This is a genomic window from Brevibacillus humidisoli (genome assembly GCF_020923435.1).
Lineage (GTDB): Bacteria > Bacillota > Bacilli > Brevibacillales > Brevibacillaceae > Brevibacillus_E > Brevibacillus_E humidisoli.
Genome location: NZ_CP087263.1, coordinates 3825184 through 3850773, shown reverse-complemented (window position 1 = coordinate 3850773; position 25590 = coordinate 3825184). Strand labels below are relative to the sequence as shown.

Sequence of the window (25590 nt, the reverse complement as noted above, 5' to 3'; positions counted from 1 at the left end):
ACCCTACAGGCATTCCTCTGGCGGCTCCATCTTCAATGCGAACAGGCCAGTGAGAAGGAGGAAGCTTCGTGTTCAGACGATTCCCTTACTTGATCGTAATGACTGCGGTCATTACGTTGGTAATGGTAGGGTTATTTTTGTTAACAAATACGAAAATGGCGAAAGATGTTGACAATATGCAACATTTTCCCCCATCTCCCACGTCTAAAGATCATAGGCAGAACGATTCAACGATAGAAGCACCGCTTCCATCGACGGATGTGCCTACACCTAAGCCGCTCCAAGAGCAGACATGGTACCGCGATCAAGTAGTCGTCCTGATGTACCATCATATTGCTGACAACCCGCAGACCCGGTACGTCATTCGTCCCGAACAATTCGCTTCTCATATGGCTTTTTTGCATGAGAACGACTTGCGGCCTATCTCGCTGGGAGAGTTTCTGCGGTTTGTCGACACCGGAGTCTTGCTCACGAAAAACGCGGTTTTGATTACCTTTGATGATGGGTATGAAAGTTATTACAAAGAAGCATTTCCTGTGTTGGAAAAGTACGGTTATCCATCAGTCAACTTTGTGATCGCCGGAAACCTGCGGGATGTTCAGGGGAGAAAGCGGGAAAACATGATTTCCCCGCTATCCCACTCGCAGATTGCCGAAATGACGGGCAGCGGGCTAGTTGAACTAGGGTCACACACCTACAGCCTGCACGCGATGGAGATTGCAAGCGAATGGGGAGAACTGGGGCCCAGGACTTCTCCTGTCTATCTCGAGGATCTGCATCGAGTTGAAAAGGAGGAAGAGTACCGGGATCGGTTGTTTGTCGACTTTAAGATGTCGCGAGCTGCTCTAAAAGATCTGATCGGGCATCAAGTGACAAGCATCTCCCTTCCTTATGGATACTTTAACGACACCGTTTTGGAGACGGCCAGACAAGCAGGCTATCGCCACATTTTCACTTCTCTTCCAGGACTCGTTGCAGAAGATGTGAATCCGATCGAAATCCCTCGATATGATGTGGGATTGCAGGATTTTGACGAGAACCGGCTGAGGCAGTTATTCCAGTCGGTTAGGATGAAGTGATGAGAGGAGTACCCAAACGATGGGCATAGACGTGAGTGTGCTGGACGGAGTCATTAAAAAGACGATAAAAGCTGTCGAATCCAGCAAGGAGCAAATTTTTGAAATCGCGGAAACCGCCAGGCATGAATATCAAAACATCCAGCAGGAATTACAGGAAGTGCGGGATACCATAGGGGAAGTGATCAGTCAGGTAGACGAACTCGACCTTAAATATCGTCAGGCACGCTCCAGTTTGATGATGGTCAGCAGAGACTTTAACAGCTACACGGAGGACGATATCCGGGTTGCTTACGAAACTGCCCACGATGTCCAGATTGATCTGCTGCTCGCGCGTGAGAAGGAAACCAACCTGAGAAAACGTCGCGACGATCTGGAGAGACGGCTCCGCAACCTAGGGCAGACGATTGAAAAGGCGGAAAACCTGATGTCACAGATGGGCATTGTGCTCAGCTATCTGATGGGGGATCTTGGACAGGTGGAAGAAATGCTCGCTACGGCGAAACAGCATCAAATGATGGGGCTCAAAATTATTCAGGCCCAGGAAGAGGAGCGAAAGCGGGTTGCTCGCGAAATCCACGATGGTCCCGCACAGTCGATGGCCAATGTCGTGTTGCGTGCCGATCTTGCCGAAAAGATGTTGAAAAACCAGCAGGTGGGAGAAGCGCTGCAGGAACTTCAGGGGTTGAAGGAGATGGTCCGGCTCAGTTTGGCTGACGTACGGCGGATCATCTTCGATCTGCGTCCGATGGCGTTAGACGACCTGGGGCTGGTCCCGACATTGCAGAAGTATATCCAGACGTTTGAAGAGCGGACGGAACTGCATATTGAGCTGACTGTATTCGGCAAAGAGCAGTCGCTGGAAAGCTCCTTTAAGGCCGGTATGTTCCGGCTTGTACAGGAGTGCCTGACCAATGTGGCGAAGCATGCGCGAGCCAGGTTTGTCCAAGTGAAGCTGGAATTCCAGCCAGAGATGCTGTATCTCGTGGTAAAAGACGATGGCGTCGGATTTTCCGTTGAAAAGATACAGCGCAGTGGACATTCATTTGGAATCCTCGGCATGAGAGAGCGAACCCAGCTCCTGCAAGGAAAAATGGAAATTACGTCTGCTCCGCAGCAGGGAGCAAAAGTGTTTTTTCAAATACCGTTAAAAGGCGACTAAGCATGTGCGAGGAGGTAGAGGTGTGTTGGAGAATCGTGAAGGCATCAGCATCGTTTTAATAGATGATCATAAATTGTTCCGTGAGGGAATCAAGCGGATCCTGGAAATGGAAGCAGACTTGAAGGTAGTTGGGGAAGGGGCAGATGGCAGCGATGCGCTCCGATTGGCGGAGCAGCACAATCCTGACGTGATTTTGATGGATATCAATATGCCGAACGTGAATGGAGTGTCTGCCACCGAGAGTGTGATCGAAGCAAGTCCGCAGTCACGGATCATCATCCTGTCGATCCATGATGATGAGGGATACGTCTATCGGACACTTCGATCCGGAGCATCAGGATACTTACTGAAAGAAATGGAAGCGGATGATCTGGTGGAAGCAGTGCGGGTGGTGGCCAATGGCGGAGCCTACATACACCCGAAAGTAACCGGAAAGCTGATCGACGAATTCCGTCGGCTGTCAGAGCAGGAAGAGCAACAGGATCGACCTCATTATTACGATGGCGCAAGTACCCACAACAACAAAGTAATCGAATCGCTAACCAGGCGCGAACGTGAGGTACTCCAACTGATGGCCGAAGGAAAAAGCAATCGGGTCATCGGGGAATCACTCTTTATCAGTGAAAAGACGGTTAAAAACCACGTCAGCAGTATTTTGCAAAAGTTGGACGTACAGGACCGTACGCAGGCTGTGGTCATTTCGATCAAAAATGGTTGGGTGAAGCTGTCGTAATCAGGCTTCTGTAGCTGTTGTCAACAAAACTGGTAGTTGGCGGGAGGGGTACGCACCCCGACCAAGCTATGCGGCATACCCTGCTATAGGAGGGGATGACCGTGTGGGATAACTTGCTGGTTTGGTTGATGGCGGTGTATGGCTGCTCCTCTCTCTTGGTGACCTTACTGGAACGGTGGTGGCTTCGCAAGACAGTTTGCGATGATATGCCATTCATCCACTACCAAGTTTTGTTATATAATTCTGAAGATTTACTGGAGGGCGTTGTGCGCCGTTTATTGTATTCGTCTGTGGTTCGCGGGGAACCGATTCGCATCTCGTTTGTTGATTATGGTTCAACGGACGATACCGCCAAAATCGCAGCGATATTGCGGCGAAGAGATGAGGTATTGAGCAATGCTCCCGATTGGTGCGATCGTGAGAAGATGGTTTGTGTCGATTTGAGAATGCCGACACATCAATAAACGCATCCAGATCAACGGGATGCTTCCAAACCTGGTGAACATGGTTTGGAAGCATCCTTTTTTGATTGGAGGGCTATATTTTCTTGCATACTCCCCTGTCTTTTTCCAAAGTGATAGTAAGGATAATGACAGGGGAGCGAGAGCATGCACGAGTACCTGCTGTATGTAAAAAAGGGCAGCGAGAATCGGTGCTGGGATGCCTATGTGACGCCTTGCTTTCAGGTAGACAGGATCTACTGGCAGGAGCGGAACGGGGGGCATCTGCAGATCGTTGGCAAGAGCAGATCACTGGCCCTCGCCTTCGCCTTGCGTGAGGAGATTGGGCGGATGCTGGCGCTCGGTTCGTCTTCTTTGCCGATTGAACAGATCCGGAAGAGAGTGTTCGCTTACGTGCGGGAATTGAACCAAGCATATAGGCAAAAAGCCCAACAACAAGCAGCCAAGTTTGGAGACGGTGAATTCGTTGAGACGGATGATTGGTCTTACGTGCCTTATTCCTTTGAAACTTCACTCACTGAAGAAGAAGCGGATTCGGACTCAACCCGATCGCAAGCAGAAAAGGAGGAAGTATGCTTACCTGAGGCACTGTCAGACTTCAAGTCGATATCGGCGATTCAGATGGAGGAGTGGGCCGAACAGTTGCTGCTGCAGATAGGTGGGCGAGCGCTGCTGATGGAGGAGATTAAGCTGCTGCTTCATATGAGTGGCTATGCTTTCTCCGTTCCACTGATGGTTCCGATCCAATGGCTGGTGTTGCAGAGGCGGGCTGCTCTGCTTGCGGGGATTCGGACGGAATGGAAGCGCAGCTGGTGGAGAAATAGATTGCGTCTTATCTGCCAGCGTTGTGGTGCCGATGAGACGGATGGTTCAGTCCGCATTACCGTTTGTCACACTTGTCGGCAAGGTTGTGCTTATTGTTTATCCTGTTTGCAGATGGGGAGGAGCAAATGCTGTACACCGTATATTCAGGCTGAACAGGTACGAATGATGACACAGCTTCCCTCTGTGTCCCGCCTCCAGTGGAGCGGCAGCTATTCTCCACTACAGGAGCGAGCAGCCGAGCAGGCACGCCGTTTTGTAGTTGGCGAGTTAAAACGCCCAGGCGATGGAAGCTCTTCATCCTGCCCGGCGTTTTTGATTTGGGCTGTTTGTGGCGCTGGTAAAACCGAGTTGATCTTCCCAGCTATTGATGAAACTCTGCAGAATGGAGGGCGTGTATTAATTGCCACTCCCCGCAAGGACGTAGTGCTGGAGCTTGCTCCCCGTCTGCGGTCCGTTTTTCCGTCGGTAGAGGTGGCAGCAATATATGGAGGCAGTGAGCAAAAGTGGAGTGACGCGGAGCTTACCCTCTCCACCACACATCAGGTACTCCGCTTTTACCAGCGGTTTGAGTTGGTGATCGTCGATGAAGTAGACGCGTTTCCCTTCCACGGTGATCCGATGCTGCACCGAGCTGTTCAGCGAGCAGTTGGCAGCGAGGGGAAGCTGCTCTACCTGACCGCAACCCCGCCGCAAAGCCTGCGTGACAGGCTGGTACGCTTCGGGCCACCGCCCAGAAGCTTGCGTGAGCGATGGGGGCATTGCGTACGACAGCTTACCAGCTTATGGAGGACGAGGTTTCCGCTGTCTTCTGCTACGCACGTGATGGTGCCGCTGCGTTATCACGGGCACCCGTTGCCAGTCCCGCAAAATGTACTGATTTCCGGACTAAGCGGGAAGTTGCAGAGAGGCCAGACCATCCCTCTGTTGGCGGAAACGATCATACGGTCGATTCAAGAACAGCGGCAGGTTTTTGTATTCGTTCCCCGCGTCGCACAGACAGCGAGGATACTGGCCTACCTGCGCAGGCTGCTTCCCGACCATGCGGTTTGCATGGAGGCTGTATCAGCTGCAGATCCGGAACGGGAACAGAAGGTGAACCGCTTTCGGGAGCGTTCATTACGGTTGTTGGTTACCACAACGATATTAGAGCGAGGAGTCACCATTCCGCGCAGTGATGTGATCGTCCTCGAGGCGGATGATCCAGTGTTTGATGAGGCCTCACTTGTTCAGATTGCCGGACGGGTCGGTCGTTCGGCAGACGATCCAGACGGTACGGCGCTGTTTTTGCTCAACCGGCGCAGCAGCGCCCCCTACGCTGCCGTCAAACAGATCCGGGCCATGAATCGGTTGGCGGCAGAAGTGACTAGGCCGGATGTGGACTGATCAGGGAGGCGGTAGACGAATGACAATCATAGGCTTCCACCCTAGGTGCAGTGCAAAGCCCGTAAATACAGGTGCCGTATATCCGAAAAAGTGTGGTGAAGTACGCCGATATGGATAACTCCTGCCTCTCCTGCCGCCGTATGGTTCGTCCGACGGACCGGGAGTCTGCGGTCAGGGTACTCCTGAAGTCATATTGTGCAGCGAAGATGTATCCAAAATTGTTTGGGTTGCTCAATCGGCTGCCTTTGTGTGCCTCATGTATGGCGGGGCTGCCGATGATCACCGGAGAGATTTGCCAGCGATGCGGCAGGGAGTACGTTCACGCTCAAGATAGGGAACCGGAGCGACAAGCAGTAGCTCATAGAGCAGCTCATGGTACCGGCGCATTGTGTGGCGACTGCATCAGGTGGGGAGACAAGGATCCTCTGGTCATGAATCGCTCCACTCTACGCTACGACAACTGGAGCAAAGAGATGATCTCCTTATTGAAATACCGCGGCGATGAACGTATCGCCGAACTGCTTGCTGTGTTGCTGATCGTATCATTTCAACTCGGTTACGCCGGGAAAACGTTTCAACTGCTTTCCTATGTGCCTCTCCATGAACAGCGCCTGCTGGAACGCGGGTTTAACCAGGCCGAGCTATTGGCTCACCGAGTCGCTCAGCACACCGGGATGCTGATCCTGCCGCTGCTGCAGCGGACGAAGCGAACGGCCAAGCAAAGCCAACAGGAGGGCAGACAGGCGAGACTGGAGAGCATGATAGATGCCTTTCGAGTAGACCCATCGATAGCACAGATGGCAGCGAACCGATTAGCGAGAACTTCAGGCAGGACTGCGAGATCTGTTGGTGCACCTTGGCGCGTGCCAGCCATTCCACGACTGCTGCTCATTGATGATATCTATACGACCGGGGCCACGATTCGCTCCTGTGCCCGTACCCTTCAAACTCATCCGCTGCTAGCCGGTATCGAAGTGCACAGCCTGACCGTTTGCCGGTGATTAGAACTTGGCTTTGCCAAGTCTCTGGCACGGGCGAAGCCTGAGTTGTACTACTACGATCAACCTTAAAGTGTTGGTACTTTTGATAGCGGAAAAAATTCATAGGCAACAATTGACTCTTACGGTATGATAAAACTATAAAACCGAAAAAGAGAGAACAACTCACCACAGAGGGGATGTGCCGCCTATGTCTTTAGGGAATTTGGCAAACTGCTCTCGCTGCGATACGTTATTTGTAAAAAAACTTCGGGATGTTTGCCCGAAATGTTATCAGGAAATTGAACAGGAATACGATAGATGCGCGAAATTTTTAAGAAAGCGGGAGAACCGCGGGGCGACCATTTACCAACTGAGTGACGCCACTGATGTCTCGGTCAAACAGATTACCAAGTTTATTCGGGAGGGCCGGATATCGGTTCTGGACAATCCCAATCTTGGTTACCCGTGCGAGAGCTGCGGGACGATGATTCGGGCAGGAAACCTTTGCGAGACGTGCGGCAAGAGCTTGAAGCGACTGATCGACCAACAGCTCGAAGTGGAGAAGCGTCTTGAGGAGGACAGGCAGCGCGCCAAGGGAATCGGGTATCGCAGCAGAAAAGGTACGGATGATTGAGCTTTTCCTGAGAAAAAACTAATTGTTTTTTAAAAAGTTGCCGATGATACTACTGAAGAGTGTCATCGGTTTTTTATGCCTTGAGAACAAGAGGGTGAAACAGTGAAGATAAATGAGCCAAATCGCACAAGCATGATCAACGCTTATAACAAAAATCAGTCCCCGGTGTCCAATCAGTCGAAAGCGACGCGGATGGGCCGGGATGAAGTAAAGATATCCGATGAAGCGCTGGAGCTTTTGCGATCGTATGGTGATATCGATGCCAGCCCAACCAGCAAAGCCAGGCTGCAGGAATTGAGTCAGCAGGTTGAGCAAGGAACTTACCACGTGCCAAGTGAGAAGATCGCTGAGAAGTTTATTTCTTTTTGGCTCAAGGGATGACGGTTGACGTCTCCCCATCATAATGCAACCTAATTAGGAGAAACGGGTGAGCAGAATGACACAGATCGCCCCCCTCTATGAGGTACTGGATCAACTGCTTGATCTGCATAAGGCTCTGTATACGTTGGCAGATCAAAAAAAAGAGGTGCTGATCAAAGGCGATGTCGAATCGTTAATGAACATCACCAAGCAGGAGGGGAAGTTGCTGCGAGCGGTAGAACAAGCGGAGGCATCTCGCATAGAGATGGTCAAACGGATATACGAGGCCAAGGGGCTCCCGCTTATAAACGGAACCCTGCAGGATTTGATCAAAAGCACGACGTCAGCGGACGAGAAAAGCCGTTTACAACATTATCGTGAAGAACTCATCAGGATTGTATCCGAACTGCGTCAGGCCAATGAGTTGAATCAGCAGTTGCTGGAGCAATCCCTTTCTTTTATCAATGCAAATCTGGAACTATTGACAGACTCTCCCGAAGAAGATTACATCTACCGAAACCCGAGCGGATACGGCAGCGGAACCTCTGCTAACCGTTCGTACATTAACAAAAAAGCGTAAAAGAGGTGCTCCTATGCGATCTACGTTTCACTTGCTGGAGGTAAGCAAGCGCGGACTGTTTGCACAGCAGAATGCGTTAAACGTGACTGGTCACAATATTGCGAACGCCAACACAGTGGGCTATACGCGACAGCGTGCCAACATGCAGGCCACTCCTGGCATACCCGTTCCGGGGATGAATATGGACCGGGCACCAGGACAGCTGGGAACAGGCGTTGAGGTGACAGACTTTCAGCGTTTGCGTGAAGATTTCCTGGACATCCAGTATCGCAACCAAAACAAAAGGTACGGATTGCATGAAGCGAAGCTGGATGCCGTGCAAAAAATCGAAGACATCATGAATGAACCATCGGAGACAGGTTTGCAGTCGGTTATGGATCAGATGTGGCAAGCATGGCATGACTTGTCACAGGACACGCGTGATACCTCGGCACGCTCCGTATTGCGTGAACGCTCGATCGCCGTTGCCGAGACCTTTACCAGCATTTATAACCAGCTGGATGAGGTGCAAAAGGATCTGGATAACGTGCTGGGCGTGAAAGTGGGAGAGGTTGATTCCCTAGCTCGGCAAATCGCCCAATTAAACGATCAGATCGCTGATGTCGTCCCGCACGGCTATCAACCAAACGATCTATACGACCAACGCGATGTCTTGCTGGACAAACTGTCCAAGCTAACCTCGATCAACGTTACACAAGGCGAACACGGCATGGTTAACGTAACCATGGAAGGTCAAGCGCTGGTAACCGGAAGAACCTCTGTAGCGGTTGAAGCGGTGCCCAATGAAGTCACCGGTTTGCTCGACATCCGTCTGGGCGGAGCAGATTTCATCCCGCAGGAGGGTGAGTTGGCCGGGATCATCCAATCCCGAGGGATCGCCACCGTGGAGATGGTAGAGGTGGACGGTCAACAGCAGCAAGTTGTGACGTATACGGGGCTGCTTCCAGACTACAAAAAGAATCTGGACAAGCTGGCCGTCAATCTGGCTCGGGAGATCAACGACTTGCATCGTACCGGTTTGAGCCTGAAAGACATCAATAACCCTGGGGCCGCGCCACAGGATCTGCCGTTCTTCGTCGACGCCGATGCTTTGGCTGCCGATCCAAATACCAAAGAGTACCCGACAGGGGCTTCCAAGCTGGTGATCAATCCAGCAATTATGGCAAGCTTGGACGCCATCGCCGCAGCTCGTCCGGAAGCAAACGGCACAGCGCCTGAAGGCAATAACGAGAACGCGTTGGCTATCTCCGAACTGAAGTTTAAGATTATCCAAGCGGGTACCGGTCCCAACGATTTCAACGAGACGACGTCAATGGATGATTTTTACCGCAATATGATTGGGCAGCTTGGGGTAAGCGGTCAAGAAGCGGAGCGCAATATGAAGAATTCTGAGATGGCACTAGGTGTAGTTGACAACAACCGGATGTCTGTCTCCGGGGTTTCCATTGACGAAGAGATGGCCAATATGGTGAAATTCCAACATGCCTACAACGCATCAGCCCGTGTCATGACCAGTATGGACGAGATCTTGGACAAAGTGATAAACGGCATGGGTCGAGTCGGACTCTAAGGTAGCAGGAGGGGTTAGCTATGTCGATGCGCGTTACGCAAACGATGTTGAACAACAATATGATGCGGAATTACCATAATTCGATGAGTAAACTGGGAAATCTGCAAGAACAGCTTTCATCAGGGAAAAAAGTATCCCGTCCGTCACAGGATCCGGTCATTGCAACCCGAGGGATGTTTTACAGAACGGCGCTTGTAGAGAACGAACAGTATCTGCGCAATGCCAATATGGCTAGTTCTTGGATGGATATGACGGACAATGTGTTGAACGAAGCCGGTAAAATTATGCAGCGGGTGAACGAACTGTTGGTCTATTCGGGAGACGGAGCCGTATCACCGGAAGATTTAAAGGCGATGGCGGAAGAGGTGTCCCAATTAAAAAAACAACTAGGGACGCTGGCCAATCAGACCATCAATGGTCGCTATATTTTTAATGGTACGGATACCACTACTGCTCCATATGACCCGGTTGCCGGTGAGTTTATCGGGACGAATGATGAGGAGATTAAACTGGAAGTAAATCAAGGCGTACAAGTTCCGATCAACGTAAATAGCCAGAATATCTTCAACTACCCGGACAATGCCAACAATATCTTTAAACTGCTGGACAACATCGTTGCCGACCTGAGCAGCGGTCAGCCAGCTACTCAGCATCAAGCAGCCTTTACCCAACAGCATGACAACCTGCTTGCGGAACGGGCTACATTAGGGGCGCGGGTGAATCGGATCGAATTGGTGCTGGAGCGATTAAAAGACCAGGAAGTAAGTACGACCGAACTGATGTCCAAAAACGAAGATGCAGATGAAGCGAAGGTGATCACCGACCTGAAGACACAGGAGTCGGTTCACCGTGCCGCTCTGGGTGCGGGAGCACGGATCATTCAACCGTCTCTGCTGGACTTTCTACGCTAATCGTTTTCCCAACATCGAGTGGTAAGGAGGGGCCGACATGCCGATGGCTCGCCTCACAATCGACCAGACGTTTGCCCAACACGGCATTCGCATACAGAAACCTGTCCAGCAGATCGAACAGCCCAAAGCGGAGCTGAATCTGCGGCAGGAACCGGCTGTTATGGAAATCCGACAGCCAGTGGCGATACTGACGATTAACTCCACGCGGGCAAAAGAAGCAATTGGCATAAAAACGCCGTTGCCATTCAGCGATGACCAGGCGGCATATGGCAAGCAGCAGTTGATGGAGGCGATCGCCCAGATGAGCCAGGAGGGTGATCGCCTCGCCGCTATTGAGAACAAAGCCAATGCTATCGCCAGTCTCGCCTTTGAAAAAGGATTCCGCGAGCCCAGCTACTTCCCAGTTACGCCGTCCCATGATGAAGGAGTGGACGTCTCGTTTGAGACTCATCGTCCAACCATCCATGTGGAGCGCAGGGGCATGCGGATGGACCCGGAGATCAAGCCGATTGTACATGAATATACGCCTGCCAAGGTGGAAGGATACATGTTGCAGTGGCCTCGGGTGGAAATCGACGTCGTAGGACTTCATGTAGACCGAAGGATGTAGCTTGAAAAACCATAAGTTTTACCCTTGAACCACAAAGTATTACTATGTAAAGGGAGTTGGCTCCATGAACAACGGCATTCAGGCAGGCAAGCTCTTCTTTGAAGAAGGAATCCCCGGGTTTCCTCAATTGCAGTTTTTCCAGCTGAAGCAGCATGAACCGAACAGCCCATTTTATTCACTCGACTCCATGGAAGAAGAGCAGGTAGGATTTTGGCTGGTCGATCCGTTCTCCTTTTTCAGAGAGTATCAGTTCACTCTCTCCGACTCAGCCAAGGCCAGTCTGCGAATCGATGAAACGAGTACGCCGGTGGGTGTTCTCAATATCGTCACCATTCGTTCCAACAATCAGGTGACGGTCAACCTGAAAGCGCCGATTGTGCTCAACCTTGCGAATCGGATGGGCAGACAAGTGATCTTAAACGATGACCGCTATTCGGTGCGTCAGCCGCTCGTTCCGGTCAACCAACAGCAGGCAGGCGGGTGAGACGATGTTAGTCCTTTCGCGAAAAAAGAATGAGTCGATAATGGTCGGTGACGCAATCGAGATCAAGGTGATCGCGGTGGAAGGCGATACGGTACGGATCGGGATCGAAGCTCCTCGCGATGTGGAGGTCCATCGCAAAGAGGTATACGTGGCGATTAAAGAGGAGAACAAGCTGGCCTCGGAGCGCAAGCTGGATTGGTCCGTTGTGAAGAATCTAGTGTCGCCTGGGGATGTAGAGGAATAGGGTTCAGTTTTCGATCTGGTGAGCGGAATCATCAGATTTTTTTCTTTAAAAAAACGAAAAATGCTAAACACGTCTTTATACCTATCCGATAATAAAAATGGAAGGGAGTACTGCACAAGCGCGCGATTGTGCCGTGCTCCACACCAAATGTCGGTCACAGGGACGTGACCGGAACAATCAAGGAGGATGAAACGAATGATTATCCAACACAACATTTCTGCGTTGAACACCCACCGCAACCTGGGCATCAACGGTCAAAACCTGGCGAAGAACGTGGAGAAGCTGTCGTCCGGTTACCGCATCAACCGTGCTGCTGACGACGCAGCTGGTCTCTCCATCTCCGAGCGCATGCGTGCACAAATCCGCGGTATGGAGCAAGCTTCCCGCAACTCGCAAGACGGAATCTCTCTGATCCAAGTAGCTGAAGGTGCGCTGCAAACGGTAAACAACATGCTGGTTCGTATCAAAGAACTGGCTACGCAGTCTGCGAACGGTACGTATGACTCTACAGCTGACCGCGCTCGTTTGCAAGAAGAGTTGGAAGAATTAAACAAAGAGATTACCAACATTAGTGCAAACACGAAGTTTAACGGGATTAGTCTGCTCGATGGCAGTGCCACTGGTGGTGCTATCCAATTGCAGATTGGTCAAGAAGCTGGTCAAGTGTTAAGTTTGGTCGTTTCCAACTTTGATTTGACGGCGTCTGTGACAGGTGCCGTAGGTGCATGGGACATCTCAACACAAACGGGCGCTTCTACTGTTCTGGGCAGCATCGAAGCTATTATTAACTCGGTGAGTGCAGCCCGTTCATACTTGGGTGCTAACCAAAATCGTCTGGAGAACACAATCAACAACTTGAACATCACCGCAGAAAACCTGACGGCCGCTGAATCCCGTATTCGCGACGTTGATATGGCGAAAGAGCAAATGCAATTTACTAAGAACAACATCCTTACGCAAGCATCTCAAGCGATGCTGGCACAAGCAAATCAATTGCCGCAAGGTGTACTGCAACTGCTTCGTTAATAAGCATCAAAGTGAAGGCATGGATTCTCGTTCGAGAATCCATGTTTTTTTATATACAGGCGTTCTCTATGCTGCCCATCCCCATAAAAAGGAAATGCATTTTTGGGTGAAAATGATTTTTACATGTAATTCTATGAGGCAAATCATCCGAAAAAGATAAAGAAGGAACAGTAGGGGGGCGGCAAAAAATGCGCGTTTTGATCAAGGAGAAAGAATACTTCTTCGAAAACAATGTACAAGCTGTTGAACAAATGATCGAATTAATCAATACGAGTATCTCAACATCCGGCCTCCTCTTTAGCCACGTGATAGTTGACGGTGTGGAGATATTTGCGGATCCGGCACGATATATTTCAGAGAATCTTAACAATATTGAGCTTGTTAAGGTGCATTTAGTAACCCCGACGGAATATTTGTACGATCTTCTACGAACGGGGAAGGAATATATAGGTGGTGCCATCGTGCAGTTACCACTTTTAGTAGATGAGTTTTACAACGTTCCTACAAGCGACTCCTGGATCAAGCTAAGTCAATTGACCGAAGGAATTCAATGGTTTCAACAAACAGCGTTATTTATTCAGGAGGTGAGATCGCTTCCTAAATGGGCCGCAGGCATTCAAGACGTATTTCAGTTTGCGTCAATCCTGTCACAGCTAGAAGAAGCAGTGAACCAGGAAGATTCAACAATGATTGGGGACATCATTCAGTACGAGATCCTTCCGCGATTTGAGGATATTTCGCGGATCCTAGTTGAAATAGATGAAAACGAGGTTGAAAATGGATGTTAGTGGAAAATGTGAAATACCTTAAGGATAAATTTCCAATCGCATGGAATGTGTTACAGGCTGCAACAGCAAACTTAGCAGAGAATAACATTCAATTGGAGATTGCGAAAAATGAACAGCATACGATAACGGTCCATACAGAGGGACGAACTAACTATATACACAGTAGCTATAATCCACAAGCGGAAGCTGTAAGATTTATTGATCAACAAAAGGAGATCGGATTACATAAGCATGTTTTTTTCTATGGTGTTGGACTTGGGTATCATATCGAAGAATTTGTAAAACGGTATCCTAACACCTCCTTTTCGATATATGAGCCCCATACGATAATTTTCGAACAATTTTTATCCTTGTTTGACTTACAGCAGTGGAAAAAAAATCTAAAGCATGTGTATCTTGAAGACAAACCTGGTGCCATCCATTACAACCTAAGACATTTCACACAGAATATAAAGGAAGATGTCTGTGTAGTAGTATGGCCAAGCTATGAAAGACTGTTTTTGGGAAAAACCAACGATTTCATAGCAAAGTTCCGGGAGAAAGTTTTTGCGAGAAAGTCGTATATGCAAGCGAGCAGGGTGTTCTCTAAGCGGATTACAATAAATAATGTTATCAATCTCTCCAAGGTCGTTCAAACGCCCGACATTTTATCTGATGGTATGGAGCACTTTCAAGGAAAACCAGCCGTTATTGTGGCCGCAGGTCCATCTCTTGACGCAGAATATGAAAATCTTCGGTATATAAAAGAGAAAAAGCTCGCTTATATTGTTTCAGTAGGTTCAGCTATTAACTCGCTGATTAAGAATGGAATCTATCCGGACGCCGCCGCTACTTACGATGGTAGTGTAAAAAATGCAACTGTGTTTCAGAAGGTTGTTGATGAGAAGATTACGAATATCCCCCTTTTGTTTGGTACCACTGTTGGCTTTGAGACATTGAAAAACTATCCAGGCAAATTGTTTCATTTTATGGTAAATCGTGATACCATATCTCCGTATTTCTTGCGTAGGAAAGATAATAGGGAGTTTGGTATGGTTAAGGGATATAAGACCATTTCTACTATTACCCTCCAACTCTTATCTAAATTAGGTTGCGATCCAATCATACTTGTCGGTCAAAACTTTGCGTACACACAAACACAGCGGTATGCGAAGGGAATTGATTATATTAACCCAGACTTAAACAAGGATAAGATGAAAGATCTGACTACGGTGATTGACGTTGACGGTAATGAAACGGTAACCAGCCGAATGTTTGATCTTATGAGGCTGGAAATGCAGGAATTATTATCATCCTTAGACTCTACTGAAGTAATTAATACTACTAAAGGGGGTGCGCGAATAGAAGGAGCACCATTTATCCCTTTGGAGCATGTGATCCGGGAAAAGCTCACACAGGAGCGCGTTGTTTCCCCACAGTGGCAAAAGCTAAAACATGTGGAGTACGATATGGAGTACTTCAAGAAACAGGCAGAACAAATGAAAGGGATCATCGGTAAGTATGAACAAACCATCAGTAAGTTTGAAGAACTGTTCACTGAGATGAATCACTACATTCAGAGCAGAAACCATAAACAGCTGAACAAATGTTTCAATAAATTTGATAAATTGTTTGACCGTCTCCAAAGAAATGAGTTTAACTTGAGAGTCATATTTCCGATGAACAACCTGATGTTTGAGCAGATCTTGAAGATGTTTGAGGAAGTCCGATTCTCCAAAGATGTGGTTGCAAAAGCAAAACGGGTTATGGAAGAGTTCCGCCTATATCTAGACCATTGTCGTAACGATACCAAAGTCATTAAGTATCTGCTAGAAGAAATGCAGCAAGAAGTGCTGGGGGAAAGCAATACAGTATAGAAACTGGAGGAAAAGAACAATGAACCTCAGCGGCAAAAAAATTCTCGTCACTGGAGCAGATGGATTCATCGGCTCTCATCTAACAGAAGAACTGGTTCGTCGCGGTTATGACGTCCGCGCGTTTGTATATTACAACTCATTTAACTCTTGGGGCTGGCTCGACCAGGCTCCGCTGGACATCCGTGCGGCACTTGACGTATTTGCGGGAGACATCCGTGACCCCTACGGCGTAAAAAAAGCGATGCAGGACTGCGATGTCGTTCTGCATCTTGCGGCACTGATTGCGATCCCGTACTCTTATCATTCTCCGGACACATATGTTGATACCAATGTGAAGGGTACGTTGAACGTGTTGCAGGCAGCGCGTGAACTGGGTCTGGAGAAGGTTGTCCACACATCGACGAGCGAGGTCTACGGGACAGCCCAGTTTGTACCGATAACCGAAGAACATCCCTTGCAGGGGCAATCCCCCTACTCAGCGAGTAAAATTGGAGCTGATCAGATGGCGATCGCATTCCATCGCTCATTTGAGATGCCGGTATCTATTATACGTCCGTTTAACACCTACGGTCCTAGACAATCTGCACGGGCTGTTATACCCACGATTATCACCCAGATCGCCAATGGAGAGAGAACGCTTAAGCTGGGAACCCTGCACCCCACCCGGGATTTTAACTACGTAAAAGATACTGTGGCCGGCTTTATCAAGGTGGCTGAGTCGGACCAGGCAATTGGTGAAGTAATCAACATTGGCAGCAATTATGAAGTTTCGATTGGAGATACGGCTACTATCATAGCAGAGTTGATGGCCGCCGACATTGAAATCGTGACGGAAGATAAACGTGTCCGCCCGGCAAAAAGTGAAGTAGAGCGTCTGTGGGCTGATAACAGCAAAGCGAAGCGACTGCTCAACTGGACACCGCAATACGGCGGACTGGATGGTTTTAAAAGGGGCCTTTCCGAAACGATTGCCTGGTTTACTGATAAGAAAAACCTCCACCAATACAAAGCGGGAATGTATAACATATGATGAAAACGTTTAGCGTGGAAACGGTTGTGTCAGTCCTGCAGAGCGTAGTGCCAGCAGAGGAGCGCAGAGTCCCCCTTCATGAACCGGTATTTGAAGGGAACGAGTGGTTGTACGTCAAGGAATGTCTGGATACCGGTTGGGTTTCATCTGTGGGCAAGTATGTCGACCGTTTTGAGCAGATGCTGTGCGAATACACAGGGGTAAAGCATGCCGTTGCCGTGGTAAATGGGACGGCAGCTTTGCATATTTGCCTTAAGCTGGTTGATGTTCAACCGGGAGATGAGGTGCTGATTCCCGCATTGACCTTTGTCGCAACAGCTAATGCTGTTCACTACTGCGGAGCGATCCCTCATTTTGTCGACAGCTCTCAAAAGACTCTTGGGCTTGACCCGGTAAAACTGGAACAATATTTGCAAGAGATTGCAGATGTTCGTACCGATGGTTGCTGGAACAGGCAGACAGGACGTCGGATCAAGGCAGTTGTCCCCATGCATACATTTGGCCATCCGGTCGACTTGGACAGGCTGGTTGATGTTTGCCAGCGTTATCGTCTGGAGTTAGTTGAGGATGCGGCTGAATCGCTTGGATCCTATTACAAAGGAAAGCACACAGGCAACTGGGGTAAGATGTCCGCGCTTAGCTTTAATGGGAACAAATTGGTCACAACCGGTGGTGGTGGTGCGATCCTGACCAATGACGAATCTCTCGGAAGGTTGGCAAAGCATCTCACCACGACAGCTAAGGTGCCTCATCCATGGGCTTTTTTGCATGACATGGTTGGATACAACTATCGCTTGCCAAACATCAATGCAGCTTTGGGATGTGCACAACTGGAGAAACTCCCAAAGTTCATCGAACGAAAGAGGTCATTGGTACAGACTTATCTCCATGCTTTTGAGAAGATAGAGGGGGTTCAGCTTTTCACAGAGCCTTCCTTCGCTGAGAGCAATTACTGGCTTCAAGTGTTGTTGCTGGATGAGTCTTACAAAGACCACCGTGATGAACTGCTGGAGGCGACCGATCGTGCTAAAATCCAGACTCGCCCTGTTTGGACGCCGTTGCATCGACTGCCCATGTTTCAGCAATGCCCCAGGATGGATGTATCGCTGGCGGAGCAGTTGGAACGAAGAATCATAAACATACCAAGTAGTCCTAATCTGGAGGCAGCAAATCATGGAGAAGCGTAAGATTTGCGTCGTAACCGGGACCCGGGCCGAATATGGTCTGCTGTATTGGCTTATGAAAGAAATCCAGGATGACCCAGATCTTGAACTCCAGATGGTCGTCACCGGAATGCATCTCTCCCCTGAGTTTGGATTAACGTATCGAACGATTGTGGAAGATGGGTTTACGATTCACGAAAAAGTAGAGATGCTGCTTTCAAGCGACACGCCTGTGGCTATTACAACTTCGATAGGTCTCGGAACCATTGGCTTTGCCGTAGCCTTTGACCGATTGCAGCCAAATATCGTTGTCTTGCTGGGAGACCGCTACGAGATACTAGCTGCCGCACAGGCTGCCCTAGTGGCCAGAATCCCTATCGCCCACCTTCATGGCGGTGAGACGACGGAGGGTGCTATTGACGAAGCGATTCGACATGCTGTTACCAAAATGTCTCACTTTCATTTTGTTTCAACAGAAGAGTATCGGCGTCGTGTCATTCAGCTTGGTGAGGTTCCCGAACGGGTATACAACGTCGGTGCAATCGGTTTAGATCATATACGACAGTTAACGTTGCTTGATCGGGAAGAGTTAGAGAGCTCGATCGGTTTCACACTGGGCAAAGTTAACTTTCTGATTACCTACCACCCGGTCACTTTAAGTGATAGACGCCCCGAAGAGTCCATGAATGAGTTGCTGGCAGCATTGGACGAGTTTCCAGATGCCCATCTGATCTTTACAAAGCCGAATTCCGATACGGGTGGCCGCATTATTTCAAAGATGATTGATGATTACGTTTCACGTGATTCCAGCAGACGTGTTGCTTTTACATCCCTTGGACAGCTCCGATACTTAAGCGCTGTGAAACATGTGGATGTAGTGATCGGCAATTCCTCTAGTGGAATCATTGAGGTTCCAGCTTTCAGGAAACCAACGGTGAATCTGGGGGATCGTCAACGGGGAAGAGTACGAGCACCATCCATCATTGATTGCGATGAAACCAGAACGGATATCGTGGCTGCAATTAATAAGGCACTATCCACCCCTTTTCAACGAGAGCTGAGTAGTCTTAACTCCCCATATGGCAATGGGAGTGAATACGTTTCTGTAAAAATAAAGGATCTGTTAAAAAAAGCTGAACTTCGTAATGTTCTCATGAAGTCATTTTTTGATCTTCCAGCAAAGGAGGTCCTGTAGCCATGCAACGAACGTTTATCATCGCTGAAGCTGGCGTAAACCATAACGGTTCACTGGAGAGGGCTAAGGACCTGATTCGTGTCGCTGCCGAGGCCGGAGCAGATGCGGTCAAATTCCAGACATTTAAAGCGGAACAGATCATTAGCCGTCATGCGGAAAAGGCCGCTTATCAAAAACAAACGACCGGAACCAATGAATCACAATTGGACATGGTAAAAAAACTGGAACTGGATGTCTCAGCTCATATCCAATTGAAAGCGTACTGTGAGCAGTACCGGATTCAGTTTTTGTCTACTCCTTTCGATCTGGAAAGCGTTGACTTGCTTGTTCAGCAGATACACGTCCCGACATTAAAAGTGCCATCAGGGGAAATCACAAACGGACCGCTTCTGTTAAAAATGGCACAGACTGACCTGCCGATCATTCTCTCGACTGGGATGGCAACTCTGGCAGAGGTGGAACAGGCGCTGGGTGTACTCGCTTTCGGCTATACCGGCAAACAGTCGGAGCCGTCGATTGCGCTGTTTCGCTCAGCCTATAGCAGTCAAGAAGGACAGCAAGCATTGCGCGAAAAGGTAACATTGCTTCACTGCACGACGGAGTATCCGTGCCCATATAGCGAAGTAAATCTACGTGCAATGGATACTTTGTCTACTGCCTTTGGCTTGCCTGTCGGTCTGTCTGACCACACAGAGGGGATCGCGGTACCGATCGCCGCGGTTGCCAGAGGTGCTAGAGTGATCGAAAAACATTTCACATTGGATAAAAACCTGCCAGGACCTGATCATAGGGCTTCCTTGGAGCCAGACGAACTCGCTGCGATGATCACGGGAATCCGCCAAGTGGAATCGTCACTGGGATCGCCGGTAAAAGCACCTTCGCCCTCCGAGCTCAGGAATCGAGAGGTTGTCCGAAAAAGTTTGGTTGCTGCTAGCGGGATAGGCGTTGGAGAGAGGTTTAGAGAAGATAACCTGACGTATAAACGACCAGGAACAGGCCTTTCTCCCATGCACTACTGGGAATGGCTAGGGAAAACAGCAAACAGGCTCTATCAAGCAGATGAAGTGATTGAAGAATGAATCCAGTCATCGTCATCGGCGGCGGCGGTCATGCCAAGGTTCTGATCGATTCGTTGCAAGCTCAACTCATCCCGATCCTCGGATTTACCGATATAAGTGATAAGCAGGGCAAAACGGTTTTAGATGTACCCTTTCTTGGTTCTGACGATCAGATCTATCGGTACTCACCGTCAGAAGTAGAACTGGTTAACGGAATAGGCTCAGTGGTCGATGCATCCTCCCGTCGACAGGTGTTTGAAGCGTTTAAGCAGCGAGGATACCGGTTTGCTGCGGTGATTCATCCTAGTGCAATCGTATCGCGATATGCCCAACTAGGAGAAGGTGTACAGGTGATGGCCGGGGCGATCATTCAACCGGGGACGGTGATTGGAGCGAACACAATCCTGAACACCAAAGCATCACTCGACCACGACTGCCATATTGGACAACACGTCCACGTTGCCCCAGGGGCAACACTTTGTGGTCAGGTACGGGTGGAAGATCACGCTCATGTTGGGGCGGGAGCTACAGTTCTGCAAGGGGTGACTATCGGACAAGCCAGCATTGTCGGCGCTGGGGCAGTAGTGACCCAATCCGTCCCACAGGGGATAACAGTGGTTGGAGTACCTGCACGCGAATTGTCAAAGGGGTGAGACAACAAATGACCTGGCGAGAAATGATGGTTTCACCAGAGACCCCCATCATCAAAACATTGGAGATTATCGATGCGAGTGCCAGGCAGATCGCGTTGGTTGTCGATCATGATGACCGTCTCCTCGGTACGGTAACGGATGGAGATGTGCGTCGCGGTTTGCTCAAGGGAAAATCGCTCAACGATCCCGTGTCACTGGTGATGAACGCTTATCCAACCGTCGCATCACCGTATGATTCCAAGGAAAATATTCTGGCTCTAATGAAAATTAAACAGTTGCAGCAAGTCCCTGTTGTCGATGAGGATGGGCGAGTGCTGCATGTAGAGATATTGGGAGAACTGCTGCGACCGGTTAGGAAAGAAAATCCGGTAGTTTTGATGGCAGGCGGTTTTGGAACGCGGCTGCGGCCGCTTACGCAGGAATGCCCGAAACCGCTGTTAAAGGTTGGGGACAAGCCGATCCTGGAAACGATTCTCAATAACTTCATCGATCATGGTTTCTATCGTTTTTACATCTCCGTTCACTATAAAGCAGAGATGATCAAAGAGTATTTCGGAGACGGATCTCGTTGGAACGTAGAGATAGAGTATCTGCATGAAGACGAGTCCCTGGGGACCGCAGGTGCATTAAGCCTGCTCCCTATGCAACCATCATCTCCTTTTTTTGTGATGAACGGCGACCTGCTAACCAAGGTGAACTTTGAACAACTGCTCGATTTCCATGCGGCACACCGGGCCAAGGCCACCATGTGTGTCAGAGAATACGATCACCAGGTGCCTTATGGTGTTGTCAGATTAAATCGGCACGAGTTGTTGGGGATTGAAGAGAAACCGATACAGCGCTTTTTTGTCAATGCCGGCATCTACGTGCTAGATCCTTCGGTCATTGGCATGATCCCCCGCAATACCTTTTTTGATATGCCAAGCTTGTTTGATATGTTGGTGAAACAACAGGAACAGACCATCGCCTTTCCGATCCGGGAATACTGGCTGGACATTGGCCGGTTTACGGATTTTGAACGGGCTAATATGGAGTTTGCGGAGGTATTCGGGTGATAAACGGAAAAACGGTATTGGCGGTTATCCCCGCACGCGGGGGATCGAAAGGCGTACCCAGAAAAAATATAAAACTTCTCGCCGGTAAACCGCTGATCGCCTGGACGATTGAAGCTGCCAAGCAGTCTGCTTATCTCGACCGAGTTGTCGTTTCAACTGATGATGAAGAGATTGCCAGCGTGGCCAAGAATTACGGAGCCGAAATTCCTTTCTTAAGGCCGCCAGAGTTGGCTCAAGATGATACACCGGGGATTGGGCCTGTCTTGCATGCGCTGGAAAGTCTACCATCCTATAATTACGTGGTCCTCTTGCAACCTACTTCACCGTTGCGAGAGTCGCAAGATATTGATCGGTGTATCGAAGTGTGTAGGGAGCGGGAAGTGCAGGCTTGTGTCTCGGTGACGTTAGCAGACAAGCCTCCCCAGTGGATGTACCACTTGGACGGGAAATCCCGCCTCCAGCCGCTTCTCCCTAAGCAGCCGTTCGTTGCTAGGAGGCAGGAGGCACCGGATGTATATGTTTTAAATGGTGCCGTATATGTTGCACAGAGCGAGTGGTTAAAGCATAGCCGTACATTTTTGACCGATGTAACAGCGGCATACATCATGCCCAAGGATCGATCGCTCGATATCGACAGCGAAATCGATTTTCTCGTCGCTGCGGAACTACAAAAATCTCGCGTCTAAAACGGCCCCTAAAGCAATAGTAAAACTTTCCTCTTGTTTTTCCGATAATTACGGTAAAGAGAGCGATTAGGGAGGAAAAGGGCATGAGGATCGAAGCGAACGGCTCTGCCACTGGTGTCTCGACCCAGTATTCTGACAAAGCAGCGTCAGGCAGCATCCAGACTGAGAATCAGGGAATCCAGGAGCGCAGTGGAGACGAAAGTCTCGAACGAAAACCGAATAGGCCAGATCTAGAGAAGGAGTTAGAAAACTTGAATAAGTGGGCGCAATCGCGGGGTACCCACATCAAGTTTACGCTGCACGACAAACTAAACGAATACTACATCCAGGTCGTCAACAACGAGACAAACGAAGTGGTTCGTGAGATTCCATCCAAGAAAATCATGGACATTTCAGCCAAGCTGCAAGAGATGATCGGATTGCTCTTTGACGAGAGAAGATAGGAGGGGAAAACATGGTAGGTCAAATCAGATTTGGTGGGATGGCTTCGGGGCTTGATACGGAGAAAATCGTCAAGGAACTGATGAAAGCAGAGCGGATGCCCGTTGACAGGCTGCACCGCCAAAAGCAGTTGCAGGAATGGAAACGGGACGCATACCGCGAGATGAACACACTGATGCTGGAACTGCAGCAGACGATTGACAGCTTGCGGTTTTCCGGATCTTTTAACAAAAAAATTGCCACTTCGGAGAATAGTAATGTCGTCTCCGCTACTGCCACCGGCAAGCCGGGGCTGTCTACTTACTCGATCGAGGTGCTCCAATTGGCTGAGCCCTCTACGCCGCCAGTCGCAGAGTTTACGACGAGCACGACCGATTCCACGGCGGCACTGGGCGCATCTTTTACATTTACCATCGACAAGACGATTGACGGTACGCCAACCACTGCAAGCATTACGGTGGAAGCAACTGATTCCATTGACAGCGTGATCAAAAAAGTGAACGACGCCAATATTGGTGTAAAGGCTTCATTTCTGAACGGAAAGCTGGTCTTCAGCTCAACCGATTCAACCGCCTTCACCGTCAATGCACCTACTGACGGAAGTGGCGCTGCACTGGGCATGAACGGCTCGGTCACCGCTACGGGTACTGCCGGTACGCCCGGCAAGGTAAAGATCAACGGCGTCGAACATGAGATTACCAGCAATACATTTACGTATGATGGAATGGAATTAACGGTGAAGCAGGTATCCGCGACACCGGTCGTCGTCAGTACCAAGACAGATGAGGATGCAGTGTTTGATCAGATCAAATCGTTTGTCGACAAGTATAATGAAGTGATCGAGAAGATCAACGCCAAAATCTCCGAACCCAGGTACCGGGGCTATGAGCCGCTGACCGACGAAGAGCGGGAAGCACTGCCGGAAAAGACGGCCGACAAGCTGGAAGGGATGGCAAAGAGCGGCTTGCTGTTGCGCGATTCTATTTTGACAACGGGTCTTCACAATATGCGCTTTGCGATTAGTACCCCGCTGCAGGGAGCGGGCGTTGACACGGCGTTTGACACGTTATCCGAGATTGGCATCGGTGGCCCTCCTACGGGTAAGTATGCCTATCAGGAAAACGGAAAGCTGTACATTGACGAGGACAAACTGCGCCAGGCAATCAGTGAAAACGGCGATGCGGTTGCCAAGCTGTTTACCAATTACAGCAATAATGCCGACCCGGCAACCAAATACAAAGAGAGCGGAATTGCTGAACGCCTGTATGACGAGTTGAAAAAGACGATGGATGAAGTGACCAAGAAAGCGGGAAGTTCGACTACGCTCTTCGATGACAGCGTCCTTGGGAAAAGCATTCAGAACATTGATGACGAGATTGATCGATGGGAAGACCGGCTTCAAACCATCGAGGATCGTTATTGGAAGCAGTTCACTGCCATGGAGAAGGCGATTGCCCAATACAATTCGCAAGGCTCATGGTTTGCTCAGATGTTGGCTCAATAACAAGGAGTGATACAGGTGTTACACAACGCGGCCCAAGCATACCAGAATAACCAGGTTACCACTGCCACTCCTGGAGAACTGACATTGATGTTATACAACGGTGCTATTCGATTCATCAAGCAAGCGAAGGCAGCGATCGGTCAACAGAATGTGGAGCAAGCGCACCAGCACTGTCTGCGTGTGCAGGAGATCCTCTACGAACTGATGTCTACCTTGAACAGAGATTACCCGATCACTGAAGAATTTCTCAAGATGTACGATTACATGCTGCGCAGGATGATCGAGGCCAACGTGAACAAAGATGTCTCTATCCTCAGTGAAGTGGAGGAACTGTTCGTCCAGTTCCGTGACACCTGGAAGGAAGCAATGGCATTGGCGAAGCAGCAGGGGTGAAAGAGATGTCCTCGTTAACCTCGTTATGTGAACGCCTGCTGGAGACCACCCTGAAGCTGGAGGCTGTCGTCAGTCAGTCTGATTCTGATGCCGAGTTGTGGAGTGCCCTTCTTGAGGAACGGGAAGGGATTATGGACCAGATTTCCCAATTGCTGTCCGCGGGGGAAGAGTTGTCTGCTACGATGCGTGAACAATATGTGGAGAAAGCAGATGAGGTAAACCGGAGGATACGCTCCCATATGACAGCACGGAAGGACGCCGTTCATGATCAGATTGTTCAACTGCAGCGGACCAAGCAGGTGAGGCGGCATTACGCCAACTCGGGCCCAAATGGATATGGCGCTTTCTTTGATAAACGCAAATAAGACGGACAAAACGGTCGCAAGTCTGCGACCGTTTTGCCCGTAAAGAGGAGATTAGGCACGCACATCGACGTGGTGCCCCGCTGTCGGATGTGGTGCGCTTGCTGCCTGTTGGATGTTCTGCTGAGTTTTGGCAAAGTCAGCGAGCATGATAGAAGCTTGGGATGCTATCGTATTTTGTACATTGTCCAACACGCTGATATTCACAGCCTGTTTCAGCTGTAACGCATTCATACTGTCTCCTCCTTTCAGGCATCTATTTGTGTTGCTGTTTCTTTTATCGGCAAATGTGGTTGTATTGGTTACCGCTTGGCTGAATAACACGGTAGGTCAATTGAGGATACAAGAATTTACCTCATTAAAATGT

General features: G+C 49.5%; 29 protein-coding genes. 28 read left to right on the top strand and 1 reads right to left on the bottom strand.

The features are described 5' to 3' along the window. The first annotated feature begins 68 nt into the window (after positions 1-68). From LOK74_RS18830 to fliT, 28 genes are all read left to right on the top strand, one after another. On the top strand, positions 69-1079 hold the full coding sequence (locus tag LOK74_RS18830) for a polysaccharide deacetylase family protein (RefSeq protein ID WP_230043531.1): 1011 nt from the start codon (positions 69-71) through the stop codon (positions 1077-1079). 19 nt (positions 1080-1098) lie between these two features. Next, positions 1099-2238, top strand: coding sequence for a sensor histidine kinase (locus LOK74_RS18825; protein ID WP_230043530.1), 1140 nt, complete (start codon positions 1099-1101; stop codon positions 2236-2238). 106 nt (positions 2239-2344) lie between these two features. After that, positions 2345-2971, top strand: a complete 627-nt coding sequence (locus LOK74_RS18820) for a LuxR C-terminal-related transcriptional regulator (RefSeq protein WP_420908800.1) — start codon at positions 2345-2347, stop codon at positions 2969-2971. A gap of 101 nt (positions 2972-3072) precedes the next feature. Further along, positions 3073-3435 carry a glycosyltransferase family protein gene (locus LOK74_RS18815; protein ID WP_230043528.1) on the top strand — a complete coding sequence of 121 codons (363 nt, stop codon included), beginning with the start codon at positions 3073-3075 and terminating at the stop codon, positions 3433-3435. A 144-nt stretch (positions 3436-3579) separates the two neighbouring features. Next, positions 3580-5640 carry an ATP-dependent helicase ComFA gene (locus LOK74_RS18810; protein WP_230043527.1) on the top strand — a complete coding sequence of 687 codons (2061 nt, stop codon included), beginning with the start codon at positions 3580-3582 and terminating at the stop codon, positions 5638-5640. 275 nt (positions 5641-5915) lie between these two features. Beyond that, entirely contained in the window at positions 5916-6641 is a 726-nt protein-coding gene (locus LOK74_RS18805) for a ComF family protein (RefSeq protein ID WP_230043526.1), read from the top strand. A 187-nt stretch (positions 6642-6828) separates the two neighbouring features. Next, positions 6829-7254, top strand: coding sequence for a TIGR03826 family flagellar region protein (locus tag LOK74_RS18800; protein WP_230043525.1), 426 nt, complete (start codon positions 6829-6831; stop codon positions 7252-7254). A 102-nt stretch (positions 7255-7356) separates the two neighbouring features. Beyond that, entirely contained in the window at positions 7357-7635 is a 279-nt protein-coding gene (locus tag LOK74_RS18795) for a flagellar biosynthesis anti-sigma factor FlgM (protein WP_230043524.1), read from the top strand. Positions 7636-7690: 55 nt separating this feature from the next. Next, positions 7691-8194: a flagellar protein FlgN gene (locus LOK74_RS18790; RefSeq protein ID WP_230047060.1), complete on the top strand. Its 504-nt coding sequence runs from the start codon at positions 7691-7693 to the stop codon at positions 8192-8194. Positions 8195-8207: 13 nt separating this feature from the next. Continuing rightward, entirely contained in the window at positions 8208-9764 is a 1557-nt protein-coding gene (gene flgK / locus LOK74_RS18785; RefSeq protein WP_230043523.1) for a flagellar hook-associated protein FlgK, read from the top strand. 20 nt (positions 9765-9784) lie between these two features. Further along, positions 9785-10675: a flagellar hook-associated protein FlgL gene (gene flgL / locus LOK74_RS18780; RefSeq protein WP_230043522.1), complete on the top strand. Its 891-nt coding sequence runs from the start codon at positions 9785-9787 to the stop codon at positions 10673-10675. 37 nt (positions 10676-10712) lie between these two features. Beyond that, on the top strand, positions 10713-11285 hold the full coding sequence (locus tag LOK74_RS18775) for a DUF6470 family protein (RefSeq protein WP_230043521.1): 573 nt from the start codon (positions 10713-10715) through the stop codon (positions 11283-11285). A 64-nt stretch (positions 11286-11349) separates the two neighbouring features. Next, complete coding sequence (gene fliW / locus LOK74_RS18770) at positions 11350-11769, top strand: flagellar assembly protein FliW (protein ID WP_230043520.1); 420 nt, start codon at positions 11350-11352, stop codon at positions 11767-11769. Positions 11770-11773: 4 nt separating this feature from the next. Next, entirely contained in the window at positions 11774-12013 is a 240-nt protein-coding gene (gene csrA / locus LOK74_RS18765) for a carbon storage regulator CsrA (protein WP_230043519.1), read from the top strand. 195 nt (positions 12014-12208) lie between these two features. Next, on the top strand, positions 12209-13039 hold the full coding sequence (locus tag LOK74_RS18760; RefSeq protein WP_230043518.1) for a flagellin N-terminal helical domain-containing protein: 831 nt from the start codon (positions 12209-12211) through the stop codon (positions 13037-13039). A 188-nt stretch (positions 13040-13227) separates the two neighbouring features. Then, positions 13228-13827, top strand: coding sequence for a hypothetical protein (locus LOK74_RS18755; RefSeq protein ID WP_230043517.1), 600 nt, complete (start codon positions 13228-13230; stop codon positions 13825-13827). Beyond that, positions 13821-15683 (top strand): motility associated factor glycosyltransferase family protein, encoded by a 1863-nt coding sequence (locus LOK74_RS18750; RefSeq protein ID WP_230043516.1) that lies wholly within the window; start codon positions 13821-13823, stop codon positions 15681-15683. Before LOK74_RS18755 ends, LOK74_RS18750 begins: the two co-directional genes overlap by 7 nt. Positions 15684-15702: 19 nt before the next feature. Continuing rightward, positions 15703-16713: an NAD-dependent 4,6-dehydratase LegB gene (locus LOK74_RS18745; RefSeq protein ID WP_230043515.1), complete on the top strand. Its 1011-nt coding sequence runs from the start codon at positions 15703-15705 to the stop codon at positions 16711-16713. Continuing rightward, on the top strand, positions 16710-17900 hold the full coding sequence (locus LOK74_RS18740; protein ID WP_230043514.1) for a LegC family aminotransferase: 1191 nt from the start codon (positions 16710-16712) through the stop codon (positions 17898-17900). The genes LOK74_RS18745 and LOK74_RS18740 overlap by 4 nt, the downstream gene beginning before the upstream one ends. After that, entirely contained in the window at positions 17887-19071 is a 1185-nt protein-coding gene (gene neuC / locus LOK74_RS18735) for a UDP-N-acetylglucosamine 2-epimerase (RefSeq protein ID WP_230043513.1), read from the top strand. The genes LOK74_RS18740 and neuC overlap by 14 nt, the downstream gene beginning before the upstream one ends. Before the next feature lie 2 nt (positions 19072-19073). Next, a complete protein-coding gene (neuB, locus tag LOK74_RS18730) occupies positions 19074-20150 on the top strand; it encodes an N-acetylneuraminate synthase (protein WP_230043512.1) in 1077 nt (358 codons plus the stop codon). Further along, entirely contained in the window at positions 20147-20782 is a 636-nt protein-coding gene (locus LOK74_RS18725) for an acetyltransferase (RefSeq protein WP_230043511.1), read from the top strand. Before neuB ends, LOK74_RS18725 begins: the two co-directional genes overlap by 4 nt. Positions 20783-20790: 8 nt before the next feature. Continuing rightward, positions 20791-21837 (top strand): nucleotidyltransferase family protein, encoded by a 1047-nt coding sequence (locus tag LOK74_RS18720; RefSeq protein ID WP_230043510.1) that lies wholly within the window; start codon positions 20791-20793, stop codon positions 21835-21837. After that, a complete protein-coding gene (locus LOK74_RS18715) occupies positions 21834-22523 on the top strand; it encodes an acylneuraminate cytidylyltransferase family protein (protein ID WP_230043509.1) in 690 nt (229 codons plus the stop codon). The genes LOK74_RS18720 and LOK74_RS18715 overlap by 4 nt, the downstream gene beginning before the upstream one ends. A gap of 83 nt (positions 22524-22606) precedes the next feature. Next, positions 22607-22966 carry a flagellar protein FlaG gene (locus LOK74_RS18710; protein ID WP_230043508.1) on the top strand — a complete coding sequence of 120 codons (360 nt, stop codon included), beginning with the start codon at positions 22607-22609 and terminating at the stop codon, positions 22964-22966. Between the two features lie 11 nt (positions 22967-22977). Then, positions 22978-24468 (top strand): flagellar hook-associated protein 2, encoded by a 1491-nt coding sequence (locus LOK74_RS18705; protein ID WP_230043507.1) that lies wholly within the window; start codon positions 22978-22980, stop codon positions 24466-24468. A gap of 15 nt (positions 24469-24483) precedes the next feature. Then, positions 24484-24861, top strand: coding sequence for a flagellar export chaperone FliS (fliS, locus tag LOK74_RS18700; RefSeq protein ID WP_230043506.1), 378 nt, complete (start codon positions 24484-24486; stop codon positions 24859-24861). 5 nt (positions 24862-24866) lie between these two features. Then, positions 24867-25226, top strand: a complete 360-nt coding sequence (gene fliT, locus LOK74_RS18695; protein ID WP_230043505.1) for a flagellar protein FliT — start codon at positions 24867-24869, stop codon at positions 25224-25226. Positions 25227-25277: 51 nt separating this feature from the next. On the opposite strand, the gene LOK74_RS18690 is transcribed toward fliT, so the two are convergent. Further along, complete coding sequence (locus LOK74_RS18690; protein WP_230043504.1) at positions 25278-25457, bottom strand: hypothetical protein; 180 nt, start codon at positions 25455-25457, stop codon at positions 25278-25280. Between the last annotated feature and the right edge of the window lie 133 nt (positions 25458-25590).